Origin of the sequence: Actinoplanes oryzae (assembly GCF_030757795.1) — a bacterium.
In the GTDB taxonomy this organism is placed as follows: domain Bacteria; phylum Actinomycetota; class Actinomycetes; order Mycobacteriales; family Micromonosporaceae; genus Actinoplanes.
Window position 1 is genome coordinate 78,162 of record NZ_JAUQWH010000001.1, and the last position, 26,074, is coordinate 104,235.

Annotated in this window: 22 protein-coding genes and 1 pseudogene; 15 read left to right on the forward strand and 8 right to left on the reverse strand. The window is 72.8% G+C overall.

Annotated features, from left to right (window positions below):
• Window positions 1-503: 503 nt before the first annotated feature.
• Window positions 504-2,606, forward strand: coding sequence for an Hsp70 family protein (locus RBH18_RS00365; protein ID WP_306203757.1), 2,103 nt, complete (start codon window positions 504-506; stop codon window positions 2,604-2,606).
• 407 nt (window positions 2,607-3,013) lie between these two features.
• Here RBH18_RS00365 and RBH18_RS00370 read toward each other — a convergent pair whose 3' ends face one another.
• From RBH18_RS00370 to RBH18_RS00380, 3 genes are read right to left on the reverse strand one after another with little or no spacing between them, the layout of a single operon-like run.
• Window positions 3,014-3,352 (reverse strand): PLDc N-terminal domain-containing protein, encoded by a 339-nt coding sequence (locus tag RBH18_RS00370; RefSeq protein ID WP_306203758.1) that lies wholly within the window; start codon window positions 3,350-3,352, stop codon window positions 3,014-3,016.
• A gap of 39 nt (window positions 3,353-3,391) precedes the next feature.
• Window positions 3,392-3,718: a DUF202 domain-containing protein gene (locus RBH18_RS00375; RefSeq protein ID WP_306203759.1), complete on the reverse strand. Its 327-nt coding sequence runs from the start codon at window positions 3,716-3,718 to the stop codon at window positions 3,392-3,394.
• A complete protein-coding gene (locus RBH18_RS00380) occupies window positions 3,715-4,056 on the reverse strand; it encodes a YidH family protein (RefSeq protein WP_306203860.1) in 342 nt (113 codons plus the stop codon). Before RBH18_RS00380 ends, RBH18_RS00375 begins: the two co-directional genes overlap by 4 nt.
• Before the next feature lie 340 nt (window positions 4,057-4,396).
• Between RBH18_RS00380 and RBH18_RS00385 the strand changes: the two genes are divergently transcribed.
• The 6 genes and pseudogenes from RBH18_RS00385 to RBH18_RS00410 all read left to right on the forward strand — a co-directional run bounded on the left by RBH18_RS00385 (window position 4,397) and on the right by RBH18_RS00410 (window position 10,969).
• The gene (locus RBH18_RS00385; RefSeq protein WP_306203760.1) at window positions 4,397-5,176 is read left to right on the forward strand and encodes an electron transfer flavoprotein subunit beta/FixA family protein; all 780 of its coding nucleotides are present in this window, start codon (window positions 4,397-4,399) and stop codon (window positions 5,174-5,176) included.
• A 14-nt stretch (window positions 5,177-5,190) separates the two neighbouring features.
• Complete coding sequence (locus RBH18_RS00390) at window positions 5,191-6,123, forward strand: electron transfer flavoprotein subunit alpha/FixB family protein (protein ID WP_306203761.1); 933 nt, start codon at window positions 5,191-5,193, stop codon at window positions 6,121-6,123.
• Window positions 6,124-6,368: 245 nt separating this feature from the next.
• Window positions 6,369-7,547 carry a cysteine desulfurase family protein gene (locus tag RBH18_RS00395; RefSeq protein WP_306203861.1) on the forward strand — a complete coding sequence of 393 codons (1,179 nt, stop codon included), beginning with the start codon at window positions 6,369-6,371 and terminating at the stop codon, window positions 7,545-7,547.
• Window positions 7,548-7,748: 201 nt separating this feature from the next.
• Window positions 7,749-8,810: pseudogene (gene mnmA / locus RBH18_RS00400) on the forward strand (tRNA 2-thiouridine(34) synthase MnmA); the annotation flags it as partial.
• A 380-nt stretch (window positions 8,811-9,190) separates the two neighbouring features.
• The gene (locus RBH18_RS00405; protein ID WP_306203762.1) at window positions 9,191-10,243 is read left to right on the forward strand and encodes a uroporphyrinogen decarboxylase/cobalamine-independent methonine synthase family protein; all 1,053 of its coding nucleotides are present in this window, start codon (window positions 9,191-9,193) and stop codon (window positions 10,241-10,243) included.
• A 372-nt stretch (window positions 10,244-10,615) separates the two neighbouring features.
• Window positions 10,616-10,969 (forward strand): VOC family protein, encoded by a 354-nt coding sequence (locus RBH18_RS00410; RefSeq protein ID WP_306203763.1) that lies wholly within the window; start codon window positions 10,616-10,618, stop codon window positions 10,967-10,969.
• Here the strand turns inward: RBH18_RS00410 and RBH18_RS00415 are convergent.
• The gene (locus RBH18_RS00415) at window positions 10,945-11,394 is read right to left on the reverse strand and encodes a type II toxin-antitoxin system PemK/MazF family toxin (RefSeq protein ID WP_306203764.1); all 450 of its coding nucleotides are present in this window, start codon (window positions 11,392-11,394) and stop codon (window positions 10,945-10,947) included. The genes RBH18_RS00410 and RBH18_RS00415 overlap by 25 nt on opposite strands.
• A gap of 265 nt (window positions 11,395-11,659) precedes the next feature.
• Here RBH18_RS00415 and ligA point away from each other — a divergent pair, with 265 nt between their 5' ends.
• The 5 genes from ligA (at window position 11,660) to gatB (ending at window position 19,900) form a co-directional block, all read left to right on the forward strand.
• Window positions 11,660-13,858: an NAD-dependent DNA ligase LigA gene (gene ligA / locus RBH18_RS00420; protein WP_306203862.1), complete on the forward strand. Its 2,199-nt coding sequence runs from the start codon at window positions 11,660-11,662 to the stop codon at window positions 13,856-13,858.
• A 306-nt stretch (window positions 13,859-14,164) separates the two neighbouring features.
• Window positions 14,165-16,222 carry a putative bifunctional diguanylate cyclase/phosphodiesterase gene (locus tag RBH18_RS00425; protein WP_306203765.1) on the forward strand — a complete coding sequence of 686 codons (2,058 nt, stop codon included), beginning with the start codon at window positions 14,165-14,167 and terminating at the stop codon, window positions 16,220-16,222.
• 141 nt (window positions 16,223-16,363) lie between these two features.
• Window positions 16,364-16,663, forward strand: coding sequence for an Asp-tRNA(Asn)/Glu-tRNA(Gln) amidotransferase subunit GatC (gene gatC / locus RBH18_RS00430; protein ID WP_305782978.1), 300 nt, complete (start codon window positions 16,364-16,366; stop codon window positions 16,661-16,663).
• A 23-nt stretch (window positions 16,664-16,686) separates the two neighbouring features.
• Window positions 16,687-18,144: an Asp-tRNA(Asn)/Glu-tRNA(Gln) amidotransferase subunit GatA gene (gene gatA / locus RBH18_RS00435; protein ID WP_372338819.1), complete on the forward strand. Its 1,458-nt coding sequence runs from the start codon at window positions 16,687-16,689 to the stop codon at window positions 18,142-18,144.
• Between the two features lie 262 nt (window positions 18,145-18,406).
• On the forward strand, window positions 18,407-19,900 hold the full coding sequence (gene gatB, locus RBH18_RS00440; RefSeq protein ID WP_306203768.1) for an Asp-tRNA(Asn)/Glu-tRNA(Gln) amidotransferase subunit GatB: 1,494 nt from the start codon (window positions 18,407-18,409) through the stop codon (window positions 19,898-19,900).
• A 57-nt stretch (window positions 19,901-19,957) separates the two neighbouring features.
• Here gatB and RBH18_RS00445 read toward each other — a convergent pair whose 3' ends face one another.
• From RBH18_RS00445 to RBH18_RS00455, 3 genes are all read right to left on the reverse strand, one after another.
• On the reverse strand, window positions 19,958-20,092 hold the full coding sequence (locus RBH18_RS00445) for a hypothetical protein (RefSeq protein ID WP_306203769.1): 135 nt from the start codon (window positions 20,090-20,092) through the stop codon (window positions 19,958-19,960).
• A 223-nt stretch (window positions 20,093-20,315) separates the two neighbouring features.
• Window positions 20,316-21,950, reverse strand: coding sequence for a metallophosphoesterase family protein (locus RBH18_RS00450; protein ID WP_306203770.1), 1,635 nt, complete (start codon window positions 21,948-21,950; stop codon window positions 20,316-20,318).
• Window positions 21,951-22,001: 51 nt separating this feature from the next.
• A complete protein-coding gene (locus RBH18_RS00455) occupies window positions 22,002-23,111 on the reverse strand; it encodes a PQQ-dependent sugar dehydrogenase (RefSeq protein WP_306203863.1) in 1,110 nt (369 codons plus the stop codon).
• Window positions 23,112-23,239: 128 nt separating this feature from the next.
• Between RBH18_RS00455 and RBH18_RS00460 the strand changes: the two genes are divergently transcribed.
• Entirely contained in the window at window positions 23,240-24,160 is a 921-nt protein-coding gene (locus tag RBH18_RS00460) for a 2-hydroxyacid dehydrogenase (RefSeq protein WP_306203771.1), read from the forward strand.
• Here RBH18_RS00460 and RBH18_RS00465 read toward each other — a convergent pair.
• Window positions 24,135-24,518 carry a PH domain-containing protein gene (locus RBH18_RS00465; protein WP_306203772.1) on the reverse strand — a complete coding sequence of 128 codons (384 nt, stop codon included), beginning with the start codon at window positions 24,516-24,518 and terminating at the stop codon, window positions 24,135-24,137. The genes RBH18_RS00460 and RBH18_RS00465 overlap by 26 nt on opposite strands.
• Window positions 24,519-24,578: 60 nt before the next feature.
• On the opposite strand from RBH18_RS00465, the gene RBH18_RS00470 reads away from it, so the two are divergent.
• Together RBH18_RS00470 and RBH18_RS00475 are read left to right on the forward strand one after the other, a co-directional pair.
• Entirely contained in the window at window positions 24,579-25,664 is a 1,086-nt protein-coding gene (locus RBH18_RS00470) for a WD40/YVTN/BNR-like repeat-containing protein (protein ID WP_306203773.1), read from the forward strand.
• The gene (locus RBH18_RS00475; protein ID WP_306203774.1) at window positions 25,664-25,939 is read left to right on the forward strand and encodes a MoaD/ThiS family protein; all 276 of its coding nucleotides are present in this window, start codon (window positions 25,664-25,666) and stop codon (window positions 25,937-25,939) included. The genes RBH18_RS00470 and RBH18_RS00475 overlap by 1 nt, the downstream gene beginning before the upstream one ends.
• Window positions 25,940-26,074: the final 135 nt, after the last annotated feature.

Here is a 26,074-nt window from a genome sequence, read left to right on the forward strand (position 1 = left end):
GGGCCGTCATCGCGGTCGTGACGTTCGGGGGCGGGTCCGATCGTGGGCCGGCCGTGGGGCGCATGGCGGAGCCTGCCGTGGCGCTGCCCTCCCGTCCGGCGCCGTCGTCACCCGTCGCGCGTGACGAGGCGCCGGGGGCTTCCGTGCGACGCTCGGAGCGACCGTTGCCGCGGGATGTCGATTCGGACATTTCGCCTCGGCTGCCCTCGTCGCCTGCGTCTTCGTCCCGTACCGCTGCCCCTTCGTCCCCCTTCTCCCCGCCCGCCTCGTCCGCGCCCGCTCCCACGATTCCTGTGTTGTTGCCGCCGACGTCCAGTGCTCCCGGTCTCGCGCCGCCCTCCGTCCCCGACGAGGGGCAGCGATGCCGCTGGGAGAACGCCGCCCGATTCGATCCGCGGTGTCCCCACGGACCCGACGAACGCCTGCGCCGGCGGGCCGGCTGAGCGTCGTGGCGGCTTCGTGCGGTGATCAACGCGTGCGACGGACCCCCTAGACTGGCGGTCATGTCCATCGACCAGGGTCGGCACGCGCTCGGCGTCGACTTCGGCACGTCCAACACGGTCGCGGTCGCCCGCTGGCCGGACGGCCGGGCCCGCCCGATCCTCGTGGACGGTTCGCCGCTGCTGCCCTCGGCCGTCTACGCCGAGTCCAGCGGCATGCTCGCGGTCGGCCGCGACGCGGTGCACAGCGCCCGCCGCGACCCCGCCCGCTTCGAGCCCAACCCGAAACGCCGCATCGACGACGGCACCGTGCTGCTCGGCGACCGCGAGGTCGAGGTCGCCGACCTCATCGCCGCCGTCCTGGTGCGCGTGGTCGAGGAGTGGCACCGCGCGGTCGGCCCGGTGCGCCCCGACGTCACGCTCACCTGCCCCGCCACCTGGGGCTCGACCCGCCGGGGCCTGCTCGCCGAGGCGGCCGCGCGCGCCGGGCTCGAACGGGTCCGCCTGGTCGCCGAGCCGGTGGCGGCCGCGACCTACTTCGCCGACGTGCTCGGCCGCGACGTCCCGATCGGATCGGTGGTGGTCGTCCACGACTTCGGGGCGGGCACGTTCGATGCGAGCGTCGTCGCGCGTACGGCGGAGGGCTTCGAGGTCCTCGCCGTCGACGGCCGCGACGACCTCGGCGGCCTCGACATCGACGCCGCCCTGGTCGAGCATCTGGGCGAGGGCATCGCCGCGCTCGACGCCGGGGTGTGGCAGCGCCTCACCGAGCCGGCCACCCTCGAGGACCGCCGGGCCCAGCGCCAGCTCTGGGACGACGCCCGCATCGCCAAGGAGCGCCTCTCGCGCACCCAGAGCGCCGACGTCATGATCCCGATCCTCGACACCGAGCTCCACGTCACCCGCGACGAGCTGGAACGGCTGGCGCGGCCGATCCTCGACCAGACCGTCCAGGTCACCAGCGACCTCCTGCGCTGGGCCGACCTGCCGGAGGGCCGCCTCGCCGGGGTCTTCCTGGTCGGCGGCGCCAGCCGGATTCCCCTGGTCGCGACGCTGCTGCACCGGGCCCTCGCCGAGCCGCCCGTAGCGATCGAGCAGCCCGAGCTGGTCGTCGCCGAGGGCAGCATCCTCGCCGACGCGGCGCTGCTGGCGAGCGAGCCCGCCGCGCCGGGGCCGACGTCGGAGATGCGCTTCCCGCTGGTGCCCCACCCGCCGGCCGCGTCCGCCGCTGCGTCCGTCTCGCCCGCTGCGCCGCCTTACGCGCCTGCTGCGTCGCTTCCTACGCCTGCCGCGCCGCCTTCCGTGCCTGCCGGGCCGCCTTCCGCGCCTGCCGGGCCGCCTTCCGCACCTGCCGCGTCACCTTCCGCGCCGGCTCGTGCATCGGCTGCGTCGCCTTCTTCGCCGGGCTTCGCCGCCGCGGGCTCGTCCGGCGACCATTCCGCGAGCTCGTCCGCCGGGCTTTCCGCGGGCTCGTCCGCCGGGCTTTCCGCGGGCTCGTCCGGCGGTCCTTCCGCGGGCTCCTCCGCCGGGCTTTCCGCGGGCTCGTCCGGCGGTCCTTCCGCGGGCTCCTCCACCGGGCTTTCCGTGGACAACATGGAGACCGTGCCGCAGTCCCGGAGCGGCCTGCTCAACGGCGACGGCGGGGGAGGCGTGCCGCCGGCGGTGGACCCGTGGCCGGACGCGGAACACGACTGGGTCCCCGACCCCGATGCCACCGTGCCGTCGCCCATGTCCCCGGCGCTGCTCGGCCGGACGTCACCCCCGCGCCCGGACCCCTCCTACCCCGGCGTGCCCGGCGCCCCGGCGTCGCCCGCGTCCGGCACCGTCGTTCCGCGCCGCTTCCGGTCGGGCGCCCCGGCGACCAACGCGCCGGCTGCAGCCGCGGGCCGGTCGTCCACCGGATCCGTACGCTCCTCGGCCGGTGGCGTCAGGCCGCCCGCCGGTGTGCGGCAGTCCTCCCCCGGGACGCCCCGCCCCGCGCCGCCGGCGCAGGCGGGCAAGCGTCGGACCGGCCGGGGGCTGCGCGCCTTCCAGATTCTGCTCAGTGTCCTGGTCCTGATCGCCGCGCCGATCCTCGCCCTGCTGGTCGCCTACAGCTACACCTCGGGCGTCGACCCGGCCTCGGCCATCATTTCTCTGCTGGAAGACCTCGGCGACCTGCTCTGACCCACACGACGGCGGGCCGTCGCCACGATGTCCGGCCTCGTCCCCACCACGATGTCCGGCCTCGTCCCCACGATGCCGGGCCCGTCTCCAGAAGGCCCGGCCTTGGCGGCACGGTGCCCGGCTCTGGCTTCACGATGCCGGCCTTGGCGGCACGGTCCCCGGCCCTGGCTTCACGATGCCGGCCTTGGCGGCACGCTGCCCGGCCCTGGCGCTGTGATGGGCCAGGTCTCGGCGCTGTGGGAGGCGTCACGGCTGTCGTCGTCCTCGGCGTGGCTGAAGGCGTGGCTGCTCAGGCGCGCATCGGCCGGGCCCTGTGCTCGCGCTCGCCGGCGTCTCGTACTCCCCGCGCCCTTGCTTCCGCTTGCCGGTGCCTTGTCGCGTGCCGGTGCCGGTGGGTGCGCTGGTCGTCAGGGGTCGTTGCGGTCCTCCAGGTCGCGCTCCCACTGGGCGAGCAGCTCGCGGTCGCGGCGGGACTGCTCCGTGTCGACCGAGCGGAGGAACTCCGGGTCGTCGTCGGGGGAGAGGGGGCGGGGAGCCGGCCGGCGCAGGGTGCCCTCGCGCGGCGCCGGCAGTGGGCGGCCCCACAGGAAGTACGCGATCGGACCCAGCAGCGGCACGAGCAGGATCACGAGAACCCAGAGCACCCGCGGCATCGAGCGCACCCGGTCGGCGGACAACGAGGCGATGAGCGCGAGCACCAGAACAACGAGCTGCACGGCAGCCAAGAAGACGAACACCCGGACCATGAGGCAATAATGACGCGCCACCGGGGGCAACGGCGACGATCAGAGCATGACAAGCATCGTCCCGGTCGCTGCGAGAGCGACGGTGACGAGTGCGTACGCGCGTACGGTGCGTTGTCCCGGCCGGGGTGGCCAGGCCCGCAGCCCGCGGGCGCGCCGATAGGCGATGCCCACCAGCATGGCCCATCCGAGCAGCGCCGCTGCCACCATGAGGAAAATTGCGCTTCCTGCCCCGGGCTCGAAGGCGTGTCGCAGCATCAGCACGGCCACCACGCTCGCCGACAGCCCGGTCCGGCGCCAGGCGAGGCCCGTCCGCTCGGCCGAGACTCCGGCGTCCCGCTCGTCCGCCGCCGCGGTGGGATCGCTCACTGCCCGGCCTTGATCAGCACCGCCACCGTCAGCAGGACCGCGCCCGCGGCCACGATCAGCGCCAAGATCGCGGGGAAGCGCGACCTCGGCAGGTCCGTCCCGAGCCGCATGGCCCGCTCGGTCCGCGCCCAGTGATCCACCGCGCGCACCGCCACCACGCCGCCGAGCAGCAGCAGCGCCACGGCGATGATCTCGCGCAGGTGGGCGACGGGCAGCGGCGGGAGGAACTGCGCGCAGGCCAGGCCGCCGGCGATCAGGGCCAGTCCGGTGCGGATCCACGCGAGGAACGTCCGCTCGTTGGCCAGCGAGAACCGATAGTCGGGCTTGTCTCCGGCCATCGGTGTCCTGTGCGGGTCGAACCAGGTGAGCGGCACGCTGACGATTATTGACCTTCCCGGTGCAGAAGGGGTCCGCGGGGACGCGGCCCCGGCTCGCGTCGTCGGGGCGGTGGGGGAGTATGGGGCTGGAGCGGGCCGTCCCCGCTCGACGGAGAACCGGATCAGCCGGAGAATTCGCGACATATCCTCGCCCTGGCGCGGCGGAATCGCCGTCGTCGCGGGTGAGGTGAGTCACTCTCGGTGGCCGGAGACTCGTAAGCTACCCATGGGTAACATCGGGTGGAAACGCGGAACCCGGCTGCAGGCGTGCGTCCATATACAGGAGGGTCGTCGAAGCGCGATGAACATCGTCGTACTGGTCAAGCAGGTGCCCGACTCCGGTGCCGAGCGCACCCTGAGCGCGAGCGACAACACTGTCGAGCGTGGCTCGGCGAGCAACGTCATCAACGAGATGGACGAGTACGCCATCGAGGAAGCGCTGAAGATCAAGGAAGCGCACGGCGGCGAGGTGACCGTGCTGACCATGGGTCCCGCCGGCGCCACCGACTCGATCCGCAAGGCGCTGTCGATGGGGCCGGACAAGGCGGTCCACATCTCCGACGACGCCCTGCACGGCTCGTGTGCCGTCGCCACCTCCAAGGTGCTCGCCACCGCGCTGGGCACCCTCAACGCCGACCTGGTCCTCTGCGGCGCGGAGTCGACCGACGGCCGCGTCCAGGTCATGCCGCACATGATCGCCGAGCGTCTCGGCATCGCCGCCCTCACCGGCGCCCGCAAGCTCACCGTGGAGGGCTCGCAGCTGACCGCCGAGCGGCAGACCGACGAGGGCTACGAGGTCGTCACGGCCGCCACCCCCGCCGTGGTGAGCGTCTGGGACACGATCAACGAGCCGCGCTACCCGTCCTTCAAGGGCATCATGGCGGCCAAGAAGAAGCCGGTGCAGACCCTGGCGCTGAGCGACCTGGGCATCGCCGCCGACGAGGTCGGGACGGCCGGCGCCACGAGCGCCGTGCTCGAGTTCGCCCAGCGCCCGCCGCGCAGCGCCGGCACCAAGGTCGTCGACGAGGGCGAGGGCGGCGCGCAGCTGGTCCAGTTCCTCGCCACCGAGAAGTTCGTCTGAGAAGGGGCCTGGTCATGGCTGAAGTTCTGGTTGTCGTCGAGGCCGGCGTCAAGAAGGTCACGCTCGAGATGCTGACCATCGCCCGCGGCCTCGGCGAGGTGTCGGCGGTGGTGTTCGGCGAGGCGGAGACCGACAAGCTCGGTGAGTACGGCGCGCAGAAGATCTACCACGCGCAGGGCGAGGAGGTCGACGGCTACCTCGTCGCGCCCAAGGCCACGGCGATCGCTTCCCTCGTACGGGAGGTCCAGCCGGCCGCGGTGCTGCTGGCCTCCTCGCAGGAGGGCAAGGAGATCGCCGCCCGCCTCGCGATCAAGCTGGACAACGGGCTGCTCACCGATGCGGTCGAGGTGGCCGCGGACGGCACCGCCACGCAGGTCGTCTTCGCGGGCGCCACGATCGTCAAGTCCAAGGTCACCAAGGGTCTGCCGATCGTGACCATCCGCCCCAACTCGGTGACCCCCTCGCCCGCCGCGCAGTCGCCGGTGGTGGAGCAGCTCACCGTGGCCGCCACGGAGACGGACAAGCTGACCCGCGTGGTCGAGCGCGTCGCCGAGCAGAAGGGCTCCCGCCCGGAGCTGACCGAGGCCTCGATCGTCGTCTCCGGCGGCCGCGGCGTGGGCAGCGAGGACAACTTCAAGCTGGTCGAAGAGGTCGCCGACCTGCTCGGCGGCGCGGTCGGCGCCTCCCGTGCGGCCGTCGACTCGGGCTACTACCCGCACCAGTTCCAGGTGGGTCAGACCGGCAAGACGGTCTCCCCGCAGCTCTACGTGGCCCTCGGCATCTCCGGCGCGATCCAGCACCGCGCGGGCATGCAGACCTCGAAGACGATCGTCGCGGTCAACAAGGACCCCGAGGCGCCCATCTTCGAGCTCGCCGACTACGGCGTGGTGGGCGACCTGTTCAAGATCGTCCCGCAGGCGGCGGAGGAGATCCGCAAGCGTAAGTGACTCCGGCCGGGTGATCTGGCGCACGGCCCGGCCCTTCGGCCGGGCCGTTTGCCGTGGCAGCGGCCGGGTGATCTGCCGCACGGCCGGCCTCCGGCTGGGCCTTTCGCTGTGCCAGCGACCGGGTGATCTGCCGCACGGCCCGGCCCCTCCGGTGGGGCATTTGCCGTGGCAGCGGCCGGGTGTGATTTTCCCGGCTGGCGGACGGGCACGGTCGGTTGACGCATCAAGGCATAAGCTTCATGACGATGGTTTACCTGGATCACGCGGCGACCACGCCCATGCTCCCCGAGGCGCTCGACGCTTATGTCGCGGCGGCCCGGGAGATCGGCAATCCCTCGTCGCTGCACGCTGCCGGCCGCGGCGCCCGCCGCCTGGTCGAGGAGTCCCGAGAGCGGATCGCCGCGGTGCTCGGCGCCCGCCCGTCCGAGGTGATCTTCACCAGCGGCGGCACCGAGAGCGACAACCTGGCGACCAAGGGCATTCACTACGCCCGCCGCGACGCCGACCCCCGCCGCAACCGCGTCGTCGCCTCCGCTGTCGAGCACCACGCCGTGCTCGACTCGGTCGACTGGCTCGGCGCGCACGAGTCCGCCGACATCTCCTGGCTTCCGGTGGACGCCACCGGCCGGGTCGATCCGGCATCCCTGGCCGGCCTCATCGCCGAGCACGGCGACACGATCAGCGTGATCAGCGTCCAGTGGGCCAACAACGAGGTCGGCACGGTGCAGCCGATCGCCGAGCTCGCGACCCTCGCGACCCGCGCCGGCATCCCGTTCCACACCGACGCGGTGCAGGCCGTGGGCCAGATCCCGGTCGACTTCGCGGCGAGCGGCGCGGCGGCCCTCACCGTCACCGGTCACAAGCTCGGCGGCCCGGTCGGCGTCGGCGCCCTCCTGCTGGGCCGCGACGTGCCCGCCACCCCGCTGCTGCACGGCGGCGGCCAAGAGCGCGACGTGCGTTCCGGCACCCTCGACACCCCCGGCGTGGTCGCCTTCGCCGTGGCGGTCGAGGCCGCGACCAAGACCCAGCTGGAGTATGCGGCGAGGGTCTCCGCCCTCCGCGACGCCCTCGTGGCCCGGGTGTGCGCGGCCATCCCCGACGCGATCTGCAACGGCGACCCGGAGCACCGGCTCCCCGGCAACGCCCACTTCTCCTTCCCGGGCTGCGAGGGCGACGCGCTGCTGCTGCTCCTCGACGCCCAGGGCATCGCCTGCTCGACGGGCTCGGCCTGCTCCGCCGGCGTCGCCCAGCCGTCCCACGTGCTGCTGGCCATGGGCGCCGACGACGACCGGGCCCGCTCGTCGCTGCGCTTCACCCTCGGCCACACGTCGACGAGCGCCGACGTCGACGCCCTCCTGGCGGCGCTCCCCGCCGCGGTCGAGCGAGCCCGCCGCGCGTCGGCTTGGAAGACAACCCGCCCCTGACCGTCCCCGTCCCCGCGTCCCCTCCGCGCCGCGTTCCCTTCTCCCCGCATTCCTCCTTCCTGCGTTTCTTCGCGCAGGGCTGGCTCCTTGTCGCGGCTTTCCTTGTAGCGGGGCGTGGTGCCGGCGCTGTGCCGGGTTTCGTGGTTTACGGCACCATGCTGCCGGTGTGGGTTCGGGAGTGCCGGCGGCTAGGCTTGCCGCGTGCGAGTGCTAGCAGCTATGTCGGGCGGGGTCGACTCCGCCGTCGCCGCCGCGCGCGCCCGGGAGGCCGGCCATGACGTGACCGGCGTGCACCTGGCGCTGTCGCGTAATCCTCAGACCTTCCGGACCGGGGCGCGCGGTTGCTGCACGCTCGAGGACTCCCGCGACGCCCGGCGCGCGGCCGACGTCATCGGTATTCCGTTCTACGTGTGGGACATGGCCGAGCAGTTCCACGAGAGCGTCGTGGACGACTTCGTCGCCGAGTATGCGGCCGGCCGCACCCCCAACCCCTGCCTGCGCTGCAACGAGAAGATCAAGTTCTCCGCCGTCCTCGACCGCGCGATCGCCCTGGGCTTCGACGCCGTCGTCACCGGTCACCACGCCCGCCTCGGCGCCGACGGCCTGCTGCGGCGCAGCGTCGACCTGGCCAAGGACCAGTCCTACGTGCTGGCCGTGCTCACCCGCGCCCAGCTCGACCGGGCCATGTTTCCGCTCGGCGACTCGACGAAGGAGCAGGTCCGCGAGGAGGCGGCCGCCCGCGGGCTCGCCGTCGCGGACAAGCCCGACTCGCATGACATCTGCTTCATCGCCGACGGCGACACCCGGGGCTTCCTGGCCGACCGCCTCGGCGAGAGCCCGGGCGACATCGTCGACGGCCGCACCGGGGCGGTCCTCGGGCAGCACTCGGGCGCCTATGCGTACACGATCGGCCAGCGCAAGGGCCTCGACCTGCGCGTCCCCGCGCCGGACGGTCGCCCCCGCTACGTCCTCTCGATCACGCCGAAGACCAACACCGTCACGGTCGGCCCCCGCGAGGACCTGGCCGTCGACACGGTGACCGCCACCCGCCCGATCTGGCACGGCGCCACCACCCCGGTCGAGTGCGACGTCCAGCTGCGCGCGCACGGCGAGGTCGTCCAGGCCGTCGTCACCCTGACCGACGGCGAGCTCACCGCCCACCTCCGCACCCCCGCCCGCGGAGTGGCCGCCGGCCAGGCCATCGTCGCCTACCGCCGAGACCCCGCCGGCGACATCGTCCTCGGCTCCGCGACCATCACCGCCGGCGCCGCAGCCCCCTCGAGTGCCGCAGCTCCTTCCCCCGCCGCCGCGTCTTCCCCCGCCGCCGCGTCTTCCCCCGCCGCCGCGTCTTCCCCCGCCGCCGCGTCTTCCCCCGCTGCCGCGCCCCCGCGCGTTGCCGCGTCCTCCCACGCCCCCATGTCCCCGCGCGCTGCCGCGTCTTCCCCCGCCGCCGCGTCGCCGGGCGCTGCAGCATCTTCTAGCGCCGCCTCGTCGTCGGAAGCCGTCACCTCTCCTGAGAGCGCGTCGCTCCCTGGCACCGCGTCGCTCGCGGGCACCGCGTCGCTGCCGGACGCCGTCGCGTCTCCTGGTGCTGCCTCGTCGTCGGTGGCCGTGAGCTCGTCGGATGTCGCCGGGTCGGTGCGATGAGCATCGTGCCGGGTGCCGAGCCGGAGGAGCTGATCCTCGACGACCCGGCCGCGGGGCGCTTCCCGTGGCCGTCCGGTGCCGCGACGGGCATCGGCTCGCTGCCGGGCGCCGACATCGAGGAGGCCCAGCGGCTGGTCTTCGGCGAGCTACCCGAGCTGCCGCACCTTGCCGAACTGCCCGGGCGCGGTCCCGGGGCCGACATGATCGGCCGCAGCGCCGGGTTCCTGGTCGAGCTGCCGGTCCAGCTCTATGCCGGCCGCTGGCAGGTCGCGCCCCGCCCGGGCAAGGACCTGCGCCGCACGGCCGACCTGCTCGAACGCGACCTCGACCAGCTCACCGAGCAGGGCGAGGGCTTCGCCGGCTCGATCAAGATTCAGGCGGCCGGCCCGTGGACCCTCGCGGCGAGTCTCGACCTGCCCATCGGCGGCCGGATGCTCCGCGACCCCGGTGCCGTGCGCGACCTGACCGGGTCCCTGGCCGAGGGGCTGCGCCGGCACGTCGAGGACGTGCGGAAGCGACTCCCGCGTGCCACGGTGCTCCTGCAGCTCGACGAGCCGTCCCTGCCGTCGGTGCTGGCCGGCCGGGTGCCCACCGAGAGCGGACTCGGCGCCTACCGTGCCGTCGACGGCCCCGACGCGGCGACCGCCCTGCGCAGCGTCGTGGAGGCCGCCGGGGTGCCCGTGGTCGTGCACAGCTGTGCTCCCGCCGTGCCGCTGCAGGTGATCCGCGACGCCGGAGCAACCGCCGTCGCCCTCGACCTGACGCTGCTCAAGGACCTCGACCCGCTGGGCGAAGCCCTCGACGCCGGCCTCGGCCTCTTCGCCGGCGCGGCGGGCACACGCCTCCCGTCCTCCGGCCGCGCTCCGACGTCCGCCCAGATCGCCGAGCGTGTCCGCGCACTGTGGACCAAGCTCAGCTTCCCGGCGACTCAGCTGCCCGAGCAGGTTGTGATCACACCGGCCTGCGGGCTCGCCGGGGCATCGCCGGCCTACGTGCGAGCAGTCCTGAAGGCGTGCCGCGACGCGGGGCGCCGTCTCTCCGAGGTCTGAGACTCCGGCCGGACGTGCCGGTGGGGCGCTCGATCGACGAGGTGACCGGTGCCCTCCCCGGCCGACGTGCTGATGAGGCGCTCGGTCGGTGAGGTGCCCGTCGAGGTGCGGGTGTGCCGCGGTGGGTCGGAGCGATTTTGTCGGGGGCTGCGCCCCGCGAACCCGGGCGGTTCCTCTGGCCCGCGCTCGAGCTGGCGGAACCCGCCGGTGAGCACCAGACCCCTGTCGCGCCGCCAGCCGTCCGCCCGTGACGCACCGGCCGCGTCCGGTGTCCGCTCCCAGCTTCGGGGGAGCGGCCGCGCCGGGTGATGCCTGCGGGGTAAGTCCGGCGAATCGTCTGATCCGGGGCGCCCCGGCAGGCATCATGCAGTCATGATTGGACGTCTTGACACCGTCGTCATCGACTGCCCCGATCCGCGGGCGCTGGCCGGCTTCTACGGCGAGCTGCTCGGCATGCATGTCGTCCACGACGAGGACGGCTGGGTCACCATCCGCACCGATTCGGACGCTCCGAGCCTGTCGTTCCAGAAGGCGCCCGATCTGCTGCCTCCGCGGTGGCCCGATCACGACCGGCCGCAGCAGTTCCATCTGGACGTCCGGGTCACCGACGTCGAGCAGGCCGAGGAGCGGGTGCTCGCGGCGGGCGGCAAGCGGCTGGACGGGGGCGGCGAGACCTTCCGGGTGTACGCCGACCCCGTCGGTCACCCGTTCTGCCTCGTGTGGTGACGGCGCGCCAGCTCGCGGAGCCGTGATCCGGCGAGGTCGCGTCGCGTGCGCACCTGCCGGCGTACTGTCCAGGCGGCCGTGCCCGCCCGTCGCTGGAAGGCGGTGTGCCGAACCAGGATCGGCTCGCCGAGGTTGAGGTACGAGTCGTGGGCGGCGTGCCGGTCCCAGTGGCGCGTCGGAATCCGCATGTGGTCGCGCCGGTGGCTCTTGTCCTGGCTGGTGATCTTGAGCACGACGACGCCGTGGCGATTGTTGAGCAGCACCAGGCACGGCCGCAGTTTCGCGCCGCGGCCACGGGCGAAGGGTACGTCGGCCCACCAGATGTCGCCGCGGGTGGGCCGTTCGGCAGCCCGGCGCCGGCGCCAGACCACGGCTGCACCCGCCACGACCAGGACCACCAGGCCCGCTGCCAGCCATTGCGCCATTTGCCATACCGTACGCGACCACGGCCCCGACAAATCCCTCGGCGCGGGCGTGCTCCCGGGCCGGGTCAGCGGTTTTGTCGTAGGGGACGACTAACGTGCCTCTCGAAGACGAAACACGGAGGTCCCGGTGCCTGAGAAGCAGTCCGTTGATGCCGAGACGCCCGCGGGCGACGAGCTTGCCGAGGCGAGCGCCGCTCAGACGGAGGTCCCGGCGCCCGCGGAGCAGTCCGCTGATGCCGGGACGCCCGCGGGTGACGAGCTCGCCGTGGCGCAGCCGAGCGCCGCTCAGATCGCGGCCGCCGGGGCCGAGCCCACGCCCGAGGCGGCGGGGCGGCATGCCGAGCTGAGCGACGAGGTGCGTGGTCACCAATATCGCTACTACGTGCTGGACTCGCCGGCCATCCCGGACGCCGACTTCGACAAGCTGCTGCGCGAGCTCGAGGCGCTGGAGCAGCAGTTCCCGGCCCTGCGCACCCCCGACTCGCCGACGCAGAACGTGGGCGGCACCTTCTCCACGCTCTTCACCGCGGTGGAGCACGCCGAGCGGATGATGTCCCTCGACAACGTCTTCGACGCCGCGGAGCTTGCCACCTGGGCGGAGCGCACCGAGCGTGACGCCGGCGGCCCGGTGGACTACATCTGTGAGCTCAAGGTCGACGGGCTGGCCATCAACCTCACCTACGAGAAGGGTCGCCTGGTCCGCGGCGCGACGCGTGGCGACGGGCGCACCGGCGAGGACGTCACGCCCAACGTGCGCACGATCCGCGAGATCCCGGAGCGGCTGAGCGGCGACAACCCGCCCGATCTGCTGGAGGTGCGTGGGGAGATCTACTTCCCGGTGTCCGCCTTCGCCGATCTCAACGCCTCGCTGGTCGAGCAGGGCAAGGCGCCCTTCGCCAACCCGCGCAACGCCGCCGCCGGCAGCCTCCGGCAGAAGGATCCCCGCATCACCGCGACTCGTGGCCTGCGGATGGTCGTGCACGGCATCGGCGCGCGCCAGGGGTTCACGCCCGACTCGCAGTCGCATGCCTACGAGGCGCTGAAGGCGTGGGGGCTGCCCACCAGCGAGCGGTGGCAGCGGGTCCAGGACATGGCCGGCGTCCGCGAATACATCGACTATTACGCCGAGCACCGGCACGACGTCGAGCACGAGATCGACGGCGTGGTGATCAAGGTCGACTCGGTGGCCATCCAGGGCCGCCTCGGCTCGACCAGCCGCGCGCCCCGCTGGGCCATCGCCTACAAATACCCGCCCGAGGAAGTCACCACCAAGCTCCTGGACATCGACGTCAACGTCGGCCGGACCGGACGCGTGACGCCCTTCGCGGTGCTGGAGCCCGTGCGCGTGGCGGGGTCCACCGTCGCGCTGGCCACGCTGCACAACGCCCGCGAGGTGGAGCGCAAGGGCGTCTGGATCGGCGACACGGTCGTGCTCCGCAAGGCGGGCGACGTGATCCCCGAGGTGCTCGGCCCGGTGATCGACCTGCGTCCCGGCGACGCCCGCCAGTTCGTCATGCCGACGGTCTGCCCCGCGTGCGGAACCAAGCTCGCTCCCGCCAAGGAGAGCGACATCGACATCCGGTGCCCCAACACCCGCTCGTGCCCGGCCCAGCTGCGGGAGCGGGTCTTCCACCTGGCCGGACGGGGCGCCTTCGACATCGAGGTGCTGGGCTACAAGGCGGCTCAGGCGCTGCTCGACTCCGGCATCATCACCGACGAGGGCGACCTCTTCGGGATCACTGCCGACGACCTGGCCCGCTCGCCCTTCTTCGTCAACAAGGACGGCAGCCTCGGCAGCAACGCGACCAAGCTCCTCGAGAACCTCGACGAGGTCAAGGGCCGCCCACTCTGGCGCGTGCTCGTCGCCCTCTCGATCCGGCACGTGGGCCCGACCGCCGCGCAGGCGCTGGCCCGCCAGTTCGGCGCCATGGAGGCGATCGAGGAGGCGGTGGCCAAGGAGACGGCCGAGGAGCTCTCCGAGGTGGAGGGCGTGGGCCCGACGATCGCCGACAGCCTGCGTGAGTGGTTCGCGGTCGACTGGCACCGCGACATCGTCCGCAAGTGGCGCGAGGCCGGCGTGCGGATGGCCGACGAGCGCACCGACGAGGGTCCCCGCCCGCTCGAGGGCCTGACCGTCGTCGTCACCGGCACCCTCGCCTCCCACTCCCGCGACGCCGCGACCGAGGCCGTCACCTCCCGCGGCGGCAAGGTGAGCGGCTCGGTCTCCAAGAAGACCGGCTTCGTGGTGGTCGGCGACAACCCCGGCAGCAAGTACGACAAGGCGCTCCAGCTGAGGGTGCCGGTCCTCGACGAGGAGGGCTTCGCGGTCCTGCTGGCCGACGGCCCCGACGCCGCCCGTGCGGTGGCGGAGATCGCGCCCGAGCCGGAGAAGGAGAAGCCCGCGAAGAAGGAGAAGAAGCCCGCGAAGCAGGAGCCCGAAGCGTCCGAGCCGCAGGACGAGTGACCACCCCGAGGTGAGGGAGGCCGGGGCAGGCGCCACGGCCTGCCCTCTGCCCCCGCACTCACGCGGCTCGGAACCTGGCGCGCAGTCGGCCGGCTCCCTCGTGCCCGGGCGGCGTCGCGGCGTCCTGGCAGGGCTGTCGCGACGCCCGGAAGCGCGGTCGGCGGCGAACCCCAACGGGTGATCTTTGTTTGATGTCCAGCGGGAACGCATATGCCGTTTCGATAACGACAAGTCGGTTTCGCCTGGTTTTGTGTATCTCGATCTATGGTGGGGTGATCGGTCGGTCGACGCCATCGTGGAGGTCGCATGGGCGCCGCACAGTTGCGCAGGTCCATGCTGGACGATCGGCGTGCCCAAGCCGCCCGCCGCGGCATGGTGGCCGCCGTCGGATGCGCCGTGGTCGCCGACGGGGTCCTCTGGGCGGCTTTCCCCGGGGTATTCGCCGCCCTCCCGCCCGCCTTCTGGGTCATGGCCGTCCTCGCGCTCGCCGTGGACACCCGGCCCTACGTGCTCGCCAACCGGCGCGTCAGCTCGGTGGTCCTGCCCTCCATCTGCTTCACCTTCGGCATCGTGCTCGCCTGGGGCTACGTCCCGGCCGTCGCCGTGCAGCTCGCCGCGCTGGCCGTGGCCGGGGTCCGGATGCGGCACTCCGCGCGCCGGGCGCTCTACCTCGCCTTCCAGCAGGCGTGCGCGCTCGGGGCCACGGCGTGGATGGCCGCACTGGCGGGCTGGCGGGGCGTCGCCGGGCCGGACTGGAGGGACGCGCTGCTCACCGTCGCCGCGGCCGGCGTCTGGCTCACCGTACGGTGGATGGTCGATGTGCTCGCCGCCAAGCTCCTGGTGGAGCAGCGTCGCCCGCGTCGCCCGCGTCGCCCGCGTCGCCCGCGTCGCCCGCAACGCTGGGGTACCGAGCTCTTCGCCAGTGCGGCGCTGCTGTTGCTCGGTCCCGTGGTGCTCGCTGCCGCGCGGGTCGGGATCGCGGTGGTCCCGCTGGTCCTGCTGGCCCTGCACGCGGTGCACCGGATGGTTCGCTCGGCCGGGGAGTTCGAGCGTGCTGCGCGCACCGATGAGCTGACCGGCCTGCCGAACAGGCGAGCGCTGCAGGCCTCCGCCGGGCTGGTGGATCCGCGCTGGCAGATGGCCCTGCTGCTGCTCGATCTCGACCGTTTCCGCACCGTGAACGACGCGCTCGGCCACGCCGTCGGCGACAGGCTGCTCGTCGAGGCGGGGCGGCGGCTCGCCGAGTCCGTACCGTCGCATGATCTTGTCGTGCGGCTCGGGGGTGACGAGTTCGCCGTGCTGGCGACGCGGGTGGACGGACCCGCGACCGCCCGCCGGATCGCCGCTCATCTGGCCGACGTGCTGGGGACGCCCTTCGCGCTGGACGGGCTGCCGGTCGGGGTCAGCGCGACGATCGGGATCGCGCTCGGGCCCGAGCGCGGCGGGGACGGGGAGACCCTGCTCCGCCAGGCCGAGGCCGCGATGTACGACGCGAAGCGCCGCGGCGCCCCGATGGCCGTCTGGACCCGGGACGCCGATCACCCCGCGCCCGATCTGGCGCTCCTCGCCGACCTGCGGGAGGCGCTGCGCGGCGACGACACCGGCGTCATGCTCTTCTACCAGCCGCAGATCGCCATCGCGACCGGCGAGGTGGTCGGCGTCGAGGCGCTGTTGCGCTGGCGGCATCCGGAGCGCGGCATGGTCGGCCCCGAGGAGCTGCTGCGGGTCGTCGAGCAGACCCCGGTGATGCGCATGCTCACCGCGCGAGTGCTGCGGGAGGTCGTCGAGCAGCTCGCCGTCTGGCGCGCGGCCGGCCGGCCGCTGCGGGCCTCGGTCAACGTGAGCGTCCGGGACCTGCACACGCCCGGCATCGCGGGGGAGATTCACGACCTGCTCCAGGCGTACGCCGTCCCGGCCGACCTGCTCCAACTGGAGATCACCGAGAGTGCGCTCATGGCGGACCCGCATCGGGTGCTGGACACGATCACCCGCCTGGACCGGCTCGGGGTGGCCATCTCGCTCGACGATTTCGGCACCGGTTACTCCTCTCTGCAGCATCTGCGGCGGCTGCCGATCTCCGAGGTAAAGATCGATCGTTCGTTCGTGCTGGGGATGGCCGTCGATCACGGGGATGCCGCGATCGTGCGGTCCGTCATCGACCTGGCCGCGTCGCTCGGACTGCGCGTCGTGGCCGAGGGGGTCGAGGACGAACGGACCTGGCGATTGCTGGCCGCCGATGGGTGTCATGCCGCGCAGGGCTGGTTTCACGCGCGGCCGATGCCCGCGGCGGACTTCGACGACTGGCTGGCCCGGTATCGCCCCCTGCGACCCGGCCGGGACCCCGGAGCGCTGGCGGCGACCTGAAGTCTCACAGAGGCGCGGGGCCGCGCCCGGAGTTATCCACAGGCCCGGGGTTATCCACAGACCAGGGGAGCCGCGCGACAAACCGCTCGCCGGGCTGAATAGAATTTCCAGGTCCGCATCACCGAGCACCCAGGGGGCACGATGGCCGCCATCTCCCGCGAAGAGGTCGCGCATCTCGCGCGCCTGTCGCGGCTCGCCGTGACCGACGAGGAGCTGGACAGGTTCGCCGGCCAGCTCGACGTCATTCTGCAGTCGGTCGCCCGGATCGGTGATGTGGCCGCCGACGACATCCCGCCCACCTCGCACTCCGTGCCGCTGACGAACGTCTACCGCGACGATGTCGTGCAGCCGTCCCTCAAGCAGGAGGACGTGCTGGCAGGCGCCCCCGACGCCGCCGAGGGCCGCTTCCGGGTGCCCCGCATCCTCGACGAGGAGGAGTGACCGCCGTGAGTGACGTCACCAAGATGACGGCGGTGCAGATCGCCGGACTGATCGCCTCCGGCGAGGCTTCCGCCGTCGAGGTCGCCACCGCGCACCTCGACCGCATCGCCGCCGTCGACGAGCGCGTGCACGCCTTCCTGCACGTCGATCGGGAGGGCGCGCTCGCCGCCGCCGCCGAGGTCGACGCCAAGCGGAGCCGGGGCGAGGAGCTCGGGCCGCTGGCCGGCGTGCCCGTCGCGGTCAAGGACGTGATCGCCACCCGCGGCGTCCCGACCACCGCCGCGTCGAAGATCCTCGAGGGCTGGAAGCCGCCCTACGACGCGACCATCGTCGAGCGGCTGCGCGCCGCCGGCACGGTCTCGCTGGGCAAGACCAACATGGACGAGTTCGCGATGGGCTCGTCGACCGAATACTCGGCCTACGGCCCGACCAACAACCCGTGGGACCTCGGGCGCATCCCCGGCGGTTCCGGCGGTGGCAGCGCCGCGTCGCTGGCCGCCTACGAGGCCCCGCTCGCCATCGGCACGGACACCGGCGGCTCGATCCGCCAGCCCGGCGCCGTCACGGGCACGGTCGGCGCCAAGCCGACGTACGGCGGCACCTCGCGCTACGGGCTCATCGCCTTCTCGTCGTCGCTCGACACGCCCGGCCCGTGCGCCCGGACGGTCGAGGACGCGGCCCTGCTGCATGCGGCCATCGCCGGGCACGACCCGCGCGACTCGACCTCGATCCCGCAGCCGGTGCCGGACGTCGTGGCGGCCGCCCGCCGGGGCGCGACGGGTGACCTGACCGGGGTCAAGCTCGGCCTGGTCAAGGAGTTCAGCGGCGAGGGCGCCGAGGCCGGCGTCACGGCGGCCTTCCGCGAGTCGGTCGAGGCGCTGGTCAAGCTGGGTGCCGAGGTCGTCGAGATCTCCTGCCCCCACTTCGAGTACGCGCTGCCGGCCTACTACCTGATCGCCCCGAGCGAGGCGTCGTCCAACCTGGCGCGCTTCGACAGCGTCCGCTACGGCCTGCGGGTCGGGGACGACGGCAACCGCTCGCTCGAGGAGGTCATGTCGCTGACCCGCGAGGCCGGCTTCGGCCCCGAGGTCAAGCGCCGGATCATCCTGGGCACCTACGCGCTGTCCAGCGGCTACTACGACGCGTACTACGGTCAGGCGCAGAAGGTGCGCACGCTGATCACCCGGGACTTCACCAAGGCGTTCGAGCAGGTCGACGTGCTGATCTCGCCGACCACGCCGTTCGTGGCGTTCCCGTTCGGGTCGCGCACCTCCGATCCCTACCAGATGTATCTGGCCGACCTCTACACGATCCCGACCAACCTGTACGGCGGGCCGGCGATCTCGGTGCCCTGCGGGCTGTCCGAGGGTCTGCCGGTCGGTCTGCAGGTCATGGCCCCGACGATGGCCGACGACCGGATGTACCGGGTCGCCGCGGCGCTGGAGTCGGCGGTCGGCACGTTCACCCCTCCGGAGCTCTGAGCCGCCGGCCTCCCGGGCGCGACGCAGTTCTCGCCCGGGAGGTTGCCCTCAGTAGCCGATCTTCCGGGTGCGGAGCAGTCTTCGCCCGGCAGGTCGCCCCGCCGCTGATCTCCTGGGCGCTCGCCCGGGAGGTCGCTCTCAGTCGCTGATCGCCCAGGTGCGGCGCAGGCCACACCCGGGAGGTCCGAAATCGAGCGGATTCTTGTCGGACCCGCTCCCTAAGCTTGTTCCGTCGGATCTCGCAGTCACCAGGAGTCCACGCATGAGTACGACCGTGCTGCCCACCTACGACGACGCCATCGCCCGCTACGAGCCGGTGATCGGCCTGGAGACGCACGTCGAGCTCGGCACGAACACCAAGATGTTCTGCGGGTGCCCGACCGAGTTCGGCGCGGAGCCCAACACCCAGGTCTGCCCGGTGTGCCTGGGCCTGCCCGGTGCCCTGCCGGTCGCCAACCGGGCCGGCATCGAGGCCACGATCCGCATCGGCCTCGCGCTCAACTGCGACATCGCCTCCTGGTGCCGGATGGCCCGGAAGAACTACTTCTATCCGGACATGCCGAAGAACTTCCAGACCTCGCAGTACGACGAGCCGCTGTGCGTGGACGGCTATGTCGACGTCGAGGTGGACGGCGAGACGTTCCGCATCGAGATCGAGCGGGTGCACCTCGAGGAGGACACCGGCAAGTCGCTGCACGTGGGTGGCGCCACCGGCCGCATCCACGGGGCCACCGAGTCGCTGGTCGACTACAACCGGGCCGGCATCCCGCTGGTCGAGATCGTCACCAAGCCGGTGACCGGTCTCGGCGCGCGCGCCCCCGAGGTCGCCCGGGCCTACGTGACCGAGCTGCGGGACATCATCCGCTCGCTCGACGTCTCCGACGTGCGGATGGAGCAGGGCTCGCTGCGCTGCGACGTCAACACCTCGCTCAACAAGCCCGGCGAGGAGTGGGGCACCCGCACCGAGGCCAAGAACGTCAACTCGCTGCGCTCGGTCGAGCGGGCGGTCCGGTCGGAGATCATCCGCCAGTCGGGCATCCTCGACGCCGGCGGCTCGATCCTGCAGGAGACCCGCCACTTCCAGGAGGACACGGGCGACACCCGCCCGGGGCGCTCCAAGGAGACGGCGACCGACTACCGCTACTTCCCCGAGCCCGACCTCGTGCCGATCGCGCCCGACCCGGCGTGGGTCGCCGAGCTCAAGGCCGCCCTCCCCGAGAAGCCGAGCGTCAAGCGTGCCCGCCTGCGCGAGGAGTGGGGCATCAGCGAGGTCGACATGCAGTCGGTGGCCAACGCCGGCGCCGTCGAGCTGATCGAGGAGACCATCGCCGCGGGGGCGAGCCCGGCCGGTGCCCGCAAGTGGTGGATGGGCGAGCTCGCCCGCCGCGCGAACGAGACCGGCGTCGAGCTGGCCGCCGTCGGGGCCACCCCGGCGCAGGTCGCCCAGCTGCAGGCGCTGGTCGACGAGGGCAAGATCAACGACAAGCTGGCCCGCCAGGTGCTCGAGGGCGTCGTGGCCGGCGAGGGCGACCCGGCCCAGGTCATGAGCGCCCGCGGGCTCGAGGTCGTCTCCGACACGGGGGCGCTCCAGACGGCCGTCGACGAGGCCATCGCCGCCAACCCCGACATCGCCGCCAAGATCCGCGACGGCAAGGTGGCCGCGGCGGGCGCCCTGGTCGGCGCGGTCATGAAGACCACGCGCGGACAGGCGGACGCCAAGACGGTGCGCGAGCTGATCCTGGCCCGTCTCAGCTGACTCGGTTGCCGATGCGGCGCAGCACGGAGACGTCCTTGCCGGGATCACGGCATGGGCTCAGCCGGTCCTGGCTCGTCCGAGCTGAGCCCGGCCCGATCGGCGCTGGCCGCGCCGGGTCGTGACCGTGGTCGGCAGGGCGGCGAGGATCCGCTCGGACAGCATCGGCTCCCGGCCGGCCGGCTCGGGCACCACGATCGTCGGCTCGTCCAGGGCGTGGGGTCAGGCAGGGGCCTCCTCGCGCAGCCGTGCCAGCTCCGGGCGCCTCGTCGGATACGGTGTGGGCTGATCGTGACCTGGCCCGCGAGCGGCGCCGACCGCGCTCGATCCGCTCCCGGGCATCACGACGGCCATCCGGCGCCCCGACACCATGTCGGGGCGCCGCTGTCGTTCCGGCCGGGGACCGGGGCGCCGACGGCTATCGGCTGAGCTGGGGGCTGGGCTGCACGGGGGTGACGCCGGTGCTGACGGAGGGGTTGGTCGTCGGCTCGGGGTCGTTGATGCCGATCACGTTGCGTTGGACCTCGACGTTCGACTCGCCGGTGCCACCCAGGGTGATGTCGTCGTACGCCTTGAGGGCCTGCTGCTCGTCGAAGTAGAGCACCGACATCGCCAGCGGCGTCGGCTCCTCGCCCTCGAGGCCGCGCAGCCCCGCGCCCCCCGTCGAGCCCTGCACCATGAGCAGCGTCTGCTCGGCCGCGGCGGCGGAGGAATCGGCCGCGCCGGTCGAGGCGGCCGGGGCGGAGGGGGCGACCGGGGCGGAGGACGCGGAGCCGGCCGGGGCGGGATTCCAGGCCGGCAGCTCGCTCACCTCGCGGTGGTGCTTGTGCCCGGCCAGCACGAGCGGCACCGTGCCGGCCAGCGGCGGCGCCATGGCCGGGTCGTGCACGAGGGCGACGCCGACCTTGCTCTGGGATCCGCGGATCGTGGCGGCCAGGCGGTCGCCCGCGGCGATCAGCGGGTTGCCGATCAGCTCGTCGGCGCTGTCCGGGGGCGGGGTTTCGCTCTTGTCCGGAGTGAACTCGGGGTCGCCGATGCCCGCGATGGTCAGCCCGCCGATGGTGACGGTGGTGTTGTCCAGGACCTTCGCGTTCTTCTGGCGGGCCACGGCGGCCTGGATCGCGGTGGAGTCGTGGTTGCCCCGGACGTAGATGTACGGCACCCCGACCTGCGCGATGTTGTTCACGTACGTGGTCTCGGCGCTCGTCCCCCAGTCGACCATGTCGCCGGTGTCGATCACCGCGTCGATGTCCCACTGCTTGACGACGGTCTTGATCACGCCCCACGAGGCGGGGTTGAGGTGCATGTCGGAGATGTGCAGGATGCGCGTGGTGTTGCCGGCCGGCTGCACAGGCAGCGACGAGACCGTGGTGTAGATGCGGCTGACGTTGCTGACGAGCTCGGCGAGCTGGTCGGCGTACCGTCCGTAGTTGTCCGCGATGCGGCGCGCGTCGCCGACGACGGCGGGCGCGTTGACCAGGAGGCCCTCGTAGCGTGGCTCGCTGATCGACTTGGGGCGGATGGTGCCCGCGGCCAGGCCGAGGCTGCCGCCGGTGACGATCAGGGCGAGGACGCCCGCGGCCGCGACCCGGCGGATGTTGCGGAAGATCAGGGCGGACAGCAGCAGCGCGCACACGATCGCCGCTCCGAGGGCGCGCAGGCCGAGCTTGAGCACACCCTGGGTCACGTCGTCGACGGCGGACTGGCCGACCGTACTGATGGCGGTGGGGTCGTCGACGAGGGCCTCGGTGCGCTCCTGGTCGAGCGAGCCCAGGTCGACCTTGAGGTGGATCGGGCCGTCGTGGCTGTCCAGGTGCAGGGAGCCGAGCGGCGGGATGTCGATCTCGGTGCCGCCCTGGACGGACGGGGTGACCGACATGTCGGCGCGGAACGGCCCGACCGCGACCTCGGAGTGGGCCAGCAGCATCGTGCCGACGACCACGCCGGTGAGGCTGACGAGGAGCACGGCGGCCCAGATGCGGAGACGGTGGGTCCAGCGATGGCGCCACACGCGGCCTGCCGCGGCGGTGATCCTGGCGATGTGCGTAGTCATGGTCAGCCGTTTCCGTGCCCCTGGGCGTCGACCCCCAAACTGTTACGCGGGTTAACTCCGGCCCGCGCCGCCACTGGAGAAGACCAGCCGGATGATGCGGTCGTCCTCCTCCTCGGGGGTGCCGCCCGGCTCCTGGTTGGAGGTGGTCGCCCACAGCGAGCCGTCGGGCGCGGCGACCAGAGCGCGCAGCCGGCCGAACTCGCCGTCGAGCAGCTGCTGGGGTTGCCCGATGAGCGTCCCGGTGCCGGTGACCTGCGTGACCCACAGCCGCTTGCCGCCGAGGCAGGCGGTCGCGATCATCCGGTCGAGGACGGCGACCCCCGCGCAGTACGACTCCGCGATCGGCCACGTGACCAGCGGATTGGTGAACTTGGCATCGGCCGACTTGCCGTCCGCCGCCGCCCAGCCGTAGTTCTTGCCCTTCTGGATGACGTTCAGCTCGCCGGACGTGGGCTGGTCGGACTCGCTCGCGTACATCCGCTTGCCCGAGTCCCATGCGATGCCCTGCACGTTGCGGTGCCCGGAGGACCAGACCGGCGAGTCCTTCACCGGGTTGCCGGGGGCGGGCTTGCCGTCCGTGGTGATGCGCAGGATCTTGCCGCCGAGGCTCTTCGCGTTCTGCGCCTGGGTGCCCTTCGTGGCGTCGCCGGTCGTGACGTAGAGATAGCCGTCCGGCCCGAACGCCAGCTGGCCGCCGTTGTCGTTGCGCGAGCGGGGGATGCCCGTGAGGATCGGCTCGGGCTCCCCCTTGAGCTGGAGTTTCGCGACCCGGTTGTCCTTGTCCGTGGTGTAGTAGACGAACACGGTCCGGTCGGTGTCGTACTTCGGCGACACGGCGATGCCCAGCAACCCGCTGTCGCCGCCGGTCGCGACGCCGGTGATCTGCTGGACCTCGGCGACCTCGAGCCCGTCGGCGTCCGACTCCGGGCCGACCTCGAGGATGCGGGCGCTGTCGCGCTCGGTGACCAGGGCCGTGCCGTCGGGCAGGAAGGCGATGCCCCACGGGATCTCCAGCCCCTTGGCGAGGACCGTGACGGCGACCTCCTGGCTGCCCTCGTCGCTGCCGCTGTCGCCCGCCCCGGCCGAGACGGAGGGCTTGGGCAGGTTCGGCGGCTCGCCGGCGACGTCCGGGTCGGGCGGCCCGAAGCTGCACGCGGTCATCAGCCCGAGCACGGCGACGAGAGTCCCGAACACGCGTCCCTTAATCACCAGACCAGGGTAGCCGCGCCCGCTGGGACGTCCGGCACACCCGCGGGACGGGGGCGCCGGAGCGGACTACCGTTCATCGGGTGAAGGTCTGGATCGCGCACGAGCGGGGCCGCGGCCTGCTGGGAGAGCTGCCCGACGGCGTCGAGGTGGAGGTCTGCCGCGACGCCACGAGCTGGCCGTCCGATCCCGCCGACGTCGAGTTCTGGGTGCCGCCCTTCGGGTCGGTCGCGCGGGCCGCCGAGCAGCTGCCCAAATTCACCGGCCTGCGGGTGGTCCAGCTGCTGTCCGCCGGCGCGGACGCGTGGGTGGATCAAGTGCCCGAGGGGGTACGCCTCTGCGACGCGCGTGGCGTCCACGACAAGCCGGTCGCCGAGTGGGTCGTCGGCGCGGCGATCAGCTCGTTGCGGCAGTTCCCGGCGCTGGCCCGGGCGCAGGCGCGCGGCGAGTGGGAGACCCTGCGGGCGACGCCGGAGCTGACCGGCAAGCGGGTGCTGATCGTGGGCGCGGGCTCGATCGGGCGGGCGGTCGAGGAGCACCTGGCGCCGTTCGGGGTGAGCATCACCCGCGTGGCGCGCACCGCCCGGCCGGAGCAGGGCGTGCACGGGGTCGGTGAGCTGCCCCGGCTGCTGCCCGACGCCGAGGTGGTCGTGCTGCTCGTGCCCCTGACCGAGCAGACCCGGGGGCTGGTCGACGCGGCGTTCCTGGCGGCGCTCCCGGACGGCGCCCTGCTCATCAACGCCGCCCGCGGTCCGGTTGCCGACACTGCGGCGCTGGTCACCGAGCTGGCGACCGGCCGGATCTCCGCGGCGCTCGACGTCACCGACCCCGAGCCGCTGCCGCCGGGGCACCCGCTCTGGCAGCTGCCGAACGTCCTGATCACGCCGCACATCGGCGGCACCGTCACCGGCCTGCTGCCCCGGGCCTATGCGCTGGCGGGCGACCAGATTCGGCGCTGTGCGGCCGGGGAGCCCCTGCTCAATGAGGTGACGGAGGGTTATTGAGCTCCTGCCCGCCGGCGGCCAGCACGGCGGAAAGGTTGTCCTTGGTCACGGCGGTCAGCTCCAGCGAGTTGCCGTCGTTGAGCAGGGCCTGGATGCGGCCGTTGGCGTCCGGCGCCAGCTCGATGATGCGGCTCCACGGCACCTCGGTGCTGCCGAAGAGCGCCCGCACCTTCAGCCCCTCGGGCGTCACGTCGGTGCCGGCCCGCCACGCCCAGACGACGACGGCGAGGGGGATCAGCAGCAGCGGCGCGAGCTCCCACCTGGCGCCGGCGAAGGGCACGGCGCCCACGAACGCGATGACGGCGGCGATGACGAGTGCGCCGGACCGGCGTACGCGGAAGACGGGTTTCCTGCTCACATTCCCATCCTCGCACTCGCGTCGCCCGGTTCTGTCGTACCCCCGGCGGATACTGCCCGCATGACAGTTCACCTCGCCATCGGCACTCAGAAGGGCCTCTTCCTGGCCACCAGCACCAACGACCGGCGCAGCTGGGAGGTCAGCCCGGCACACCACGCGGGCCTCGGCGTCTACTCGGTCGCGTTCGACACCCGAGGGCCCACCGTCCGCGTGCTCGCGGGCTTCGACAGCTCCCATTTCGGGCCGAGCATCGCCGTGACGGACGATCTCGGCAAGACCTGGCAGGAGCCCGGCAAGGCCCCGCTCGCCTTCCCCGCCGACGCCGACGCCTCCGTCGAGCGCGTGTGGCAGCTGGCGCCGGCCGGCCCCGACCAGCCGGGCGTCGTCTATGCCGGCACGCAGCCGTCCGCGCTGTGGCGGTCGACGGACGGCGGCTTCTCCTTCGAGCTGATCCGCGCCCTGTGGGACCACCCGCACCGCCCGGAGTGGGGCGCGGGCTTCGGCGGCCAGGCCATCCACACCATCCTGCCGCACCCCACCGACCCGCTGCGGCTGCTCGTCGCCATGTCCGCCGGCGGGGTCTACCGCACCACGGACGGCGGCGAGACCTGGGCGCCGGCCAACCAGGGCATCAAGGCCTACTTCCTGCCCGATCCGTGGCCCGAGTTCGGCCAGTGCGTCCACAAGGTCGCCCGCGACGCCACGGATCCGGACCGCTTCTACGCGCAGAATCATCATGGCGTCTACCGCTCGACCGACGGCGGCGACAGCTGGCAGTCGATCGCGGACACGCTGCCCGCCGACTTCGGCTTCCCGATCGTCGCCCACCCGGCCCGCGGCGGCACGCTGTGGAATTTCCCGCTCGTCGCGGACAGCCGGCGCGAGCCCGTCGACCTGCGGTGCCGGGTCTTCCGGTCGACCGACGCGGGCGACACATGGCAGGCGCAGGAGTCGGGGCTCCCGCAGGACCCGTACTACCCGGTGGTCCTCCGCGACGCCATGTGCACCGACAACGCCGATCCCGCGGGCGTCTACTTCGGCAGCCGGGCGGGGGAGGTCTTCGCGAGCCGTGACGAGGGTGAGACGTGGAGCACGGTGGCCGCGCATCTGCCCGACGTGCTCTGCGTGCGGGCAGTGGCCGTCTGATGCCGACGGTCCTGGTGCCCGGGGTGCTTCGCGCCGAGGCGGGCGGGGAGTCACGCCTCGCGGTGGCGGCCGAGGGGTCGCTGCGTGCGGTGCTGGACGAGATCGGGGCGCGGTGGCCGCAGTTGGAGCGGCGGGTGCGCGACGAGAGGGGCGAGGTCCGGCGCTATGTGAACGTCTACGTCGACGGGGAGGACGCACGGCGGACCGGGGGACAGGAGACGGCGGTGAGCGCGGGGGCGGAGATCCAGATCTTGCCGTCGGTCGCGGGCGGCTGAGCGGCGGCGCGGCTCAGCGGGATGCTCCGAAGACCGTCGGCAGCCGTCCGATAAAAACCATTTGACAGGCCACATAGTCTGATCCTCCGTGCCTGCGGTCGGTCGGTCAGGTAGGACAGCCGGTCGTGAGTCGCG

What these genes read in the sequence shown, in the direction of transcription:
- RBH18_RS00455 (WP_306203863.1), bottom strand. Translation starts at nt 23,111, where the DNA reads ATGACCGCGTGCAGCTTCGGGCCGCCCGACCCGGACGTCGCCGGCGAG.
- RBH18_RS00380 (WP_306203860.1), bottom strand. Translation starts at nt 4,056, where the DNA reads ATGGCCGGAGACAAGCCCGACTATCGGTTCTCGCTGGCCAACGAGCGG.
- RBH18_RS00470 (WP_306203773.1), top strand. Translation starts at nt 24,579, where the DNA reads ATGACAGTTCACCTCGCCATCGGCACTCAGAAGGGCCTCTTCCTGGCC.
- RBH18_RS00425 (WP_306203765.1), top strand. Translation starts at nt 14,165, where the DNA reads ATGGGCGCCGCACAGTTGCGCAGGTCCATGCTGGACGATCGGCGTGCC.
- RBH18_RS00395 (WP_306203861.1), top strand. Translation starts at nt 6,369, where the DNA reads ATGGTTTACCTGGATCACGCGGCGACCACGCCCATGCTCCCCGAGGCG.
- RBH18_RS00450 (WP_306203770.1), bottom strand. Translation starts at nt 21,950, where the DNA reads ATGACTACGCACATCGCCAGGATCACCGCCGCGGCAGGCCGCGTGTGG.
- RBH18_RS00385 (WP_306203760.1), top strand. Translation starts at nt 4,397, where the DNA reads ATGAACATCGTCGTACTGGTCAAGCAGGTGCCCGACTCCGGTGCCGAG.
- RBH18_RS00475 (WP_306203774.1), top strand. Translation starts at nt 25,664, where the DNA reads ATGCCGACGGTCCTGGTGCCCGGGGTGCTTCGCGCCGAGGCGGGCGGG.
- gatC (WP_305782978.1), top strand. Translation starts at nt 16,364, where the DNA reads ATGGCCGCCATCTCCCGCGAAGAGGTCGCGCATCTCGCGCGCCTGTCG.
- RBH18_RS00390 (WP_306203761.1), top strand. Translation starts at nt 5,191, where the DNA reads ATGGCTGAAGTTCTGGTTGTCGTCGAGGCCGGCGTCAAGAAGGTCACG.
- RBH18_RS00415 (WP_306203764.1), bottom strand. Translation starts at nt 11,394, where the DNA reads ATGGCGCAATGGCTGGCAGCGGGCCTGGTGGTCCTGGTCGTGGCGGGT.
- gatB (WP_306203768.1), top strand. Translation starts at nt 18,407, where the DNA reads ATGAGTACGACCGTGCTGCCCACCTACGACGACGCCATCGCCCGCTAC.
- RBH18_RS00365 (WP_306203757.1), top strand. Translation starts at nt 504, where the DNA reads ATGTCCATCGACCAGGGTCGGCACGCGCTCGGCGTCGACTTCGGCACG.
- gatA (WP_372338819.1), top strand. Translation starts at nt 16,687, where the DNA reads ATGACGGCGGTGCAGATCGCCGGACTGATCGCCTCCGGCGAGGCTTCC.
- RBH18_RS00405 (WP_306203762.1), top strand. Translation starts at nt 9,191, where the DNA reads ATGAGCATCGTGCCGGGTGCCGAGCCGGAGGAGCTGATCCTCGACGAC.
- RBH18_RS00410 (WP_306203763.1), top strand. Translation starts at nt 10,616, where the DNA reads ATGATTGGACGTCTTGACACCGTCGTCATCGACTGCCCCGATCCGCGG.
- RBH18_RS00370 (WP_306203758.1), bottom strand. Translation starts at nt 3,352, where the DNA reads ATGGTCCGGGTGTTCGTCTTCTTGGCTGCCGTGCAGCTCGTTGTTCTG.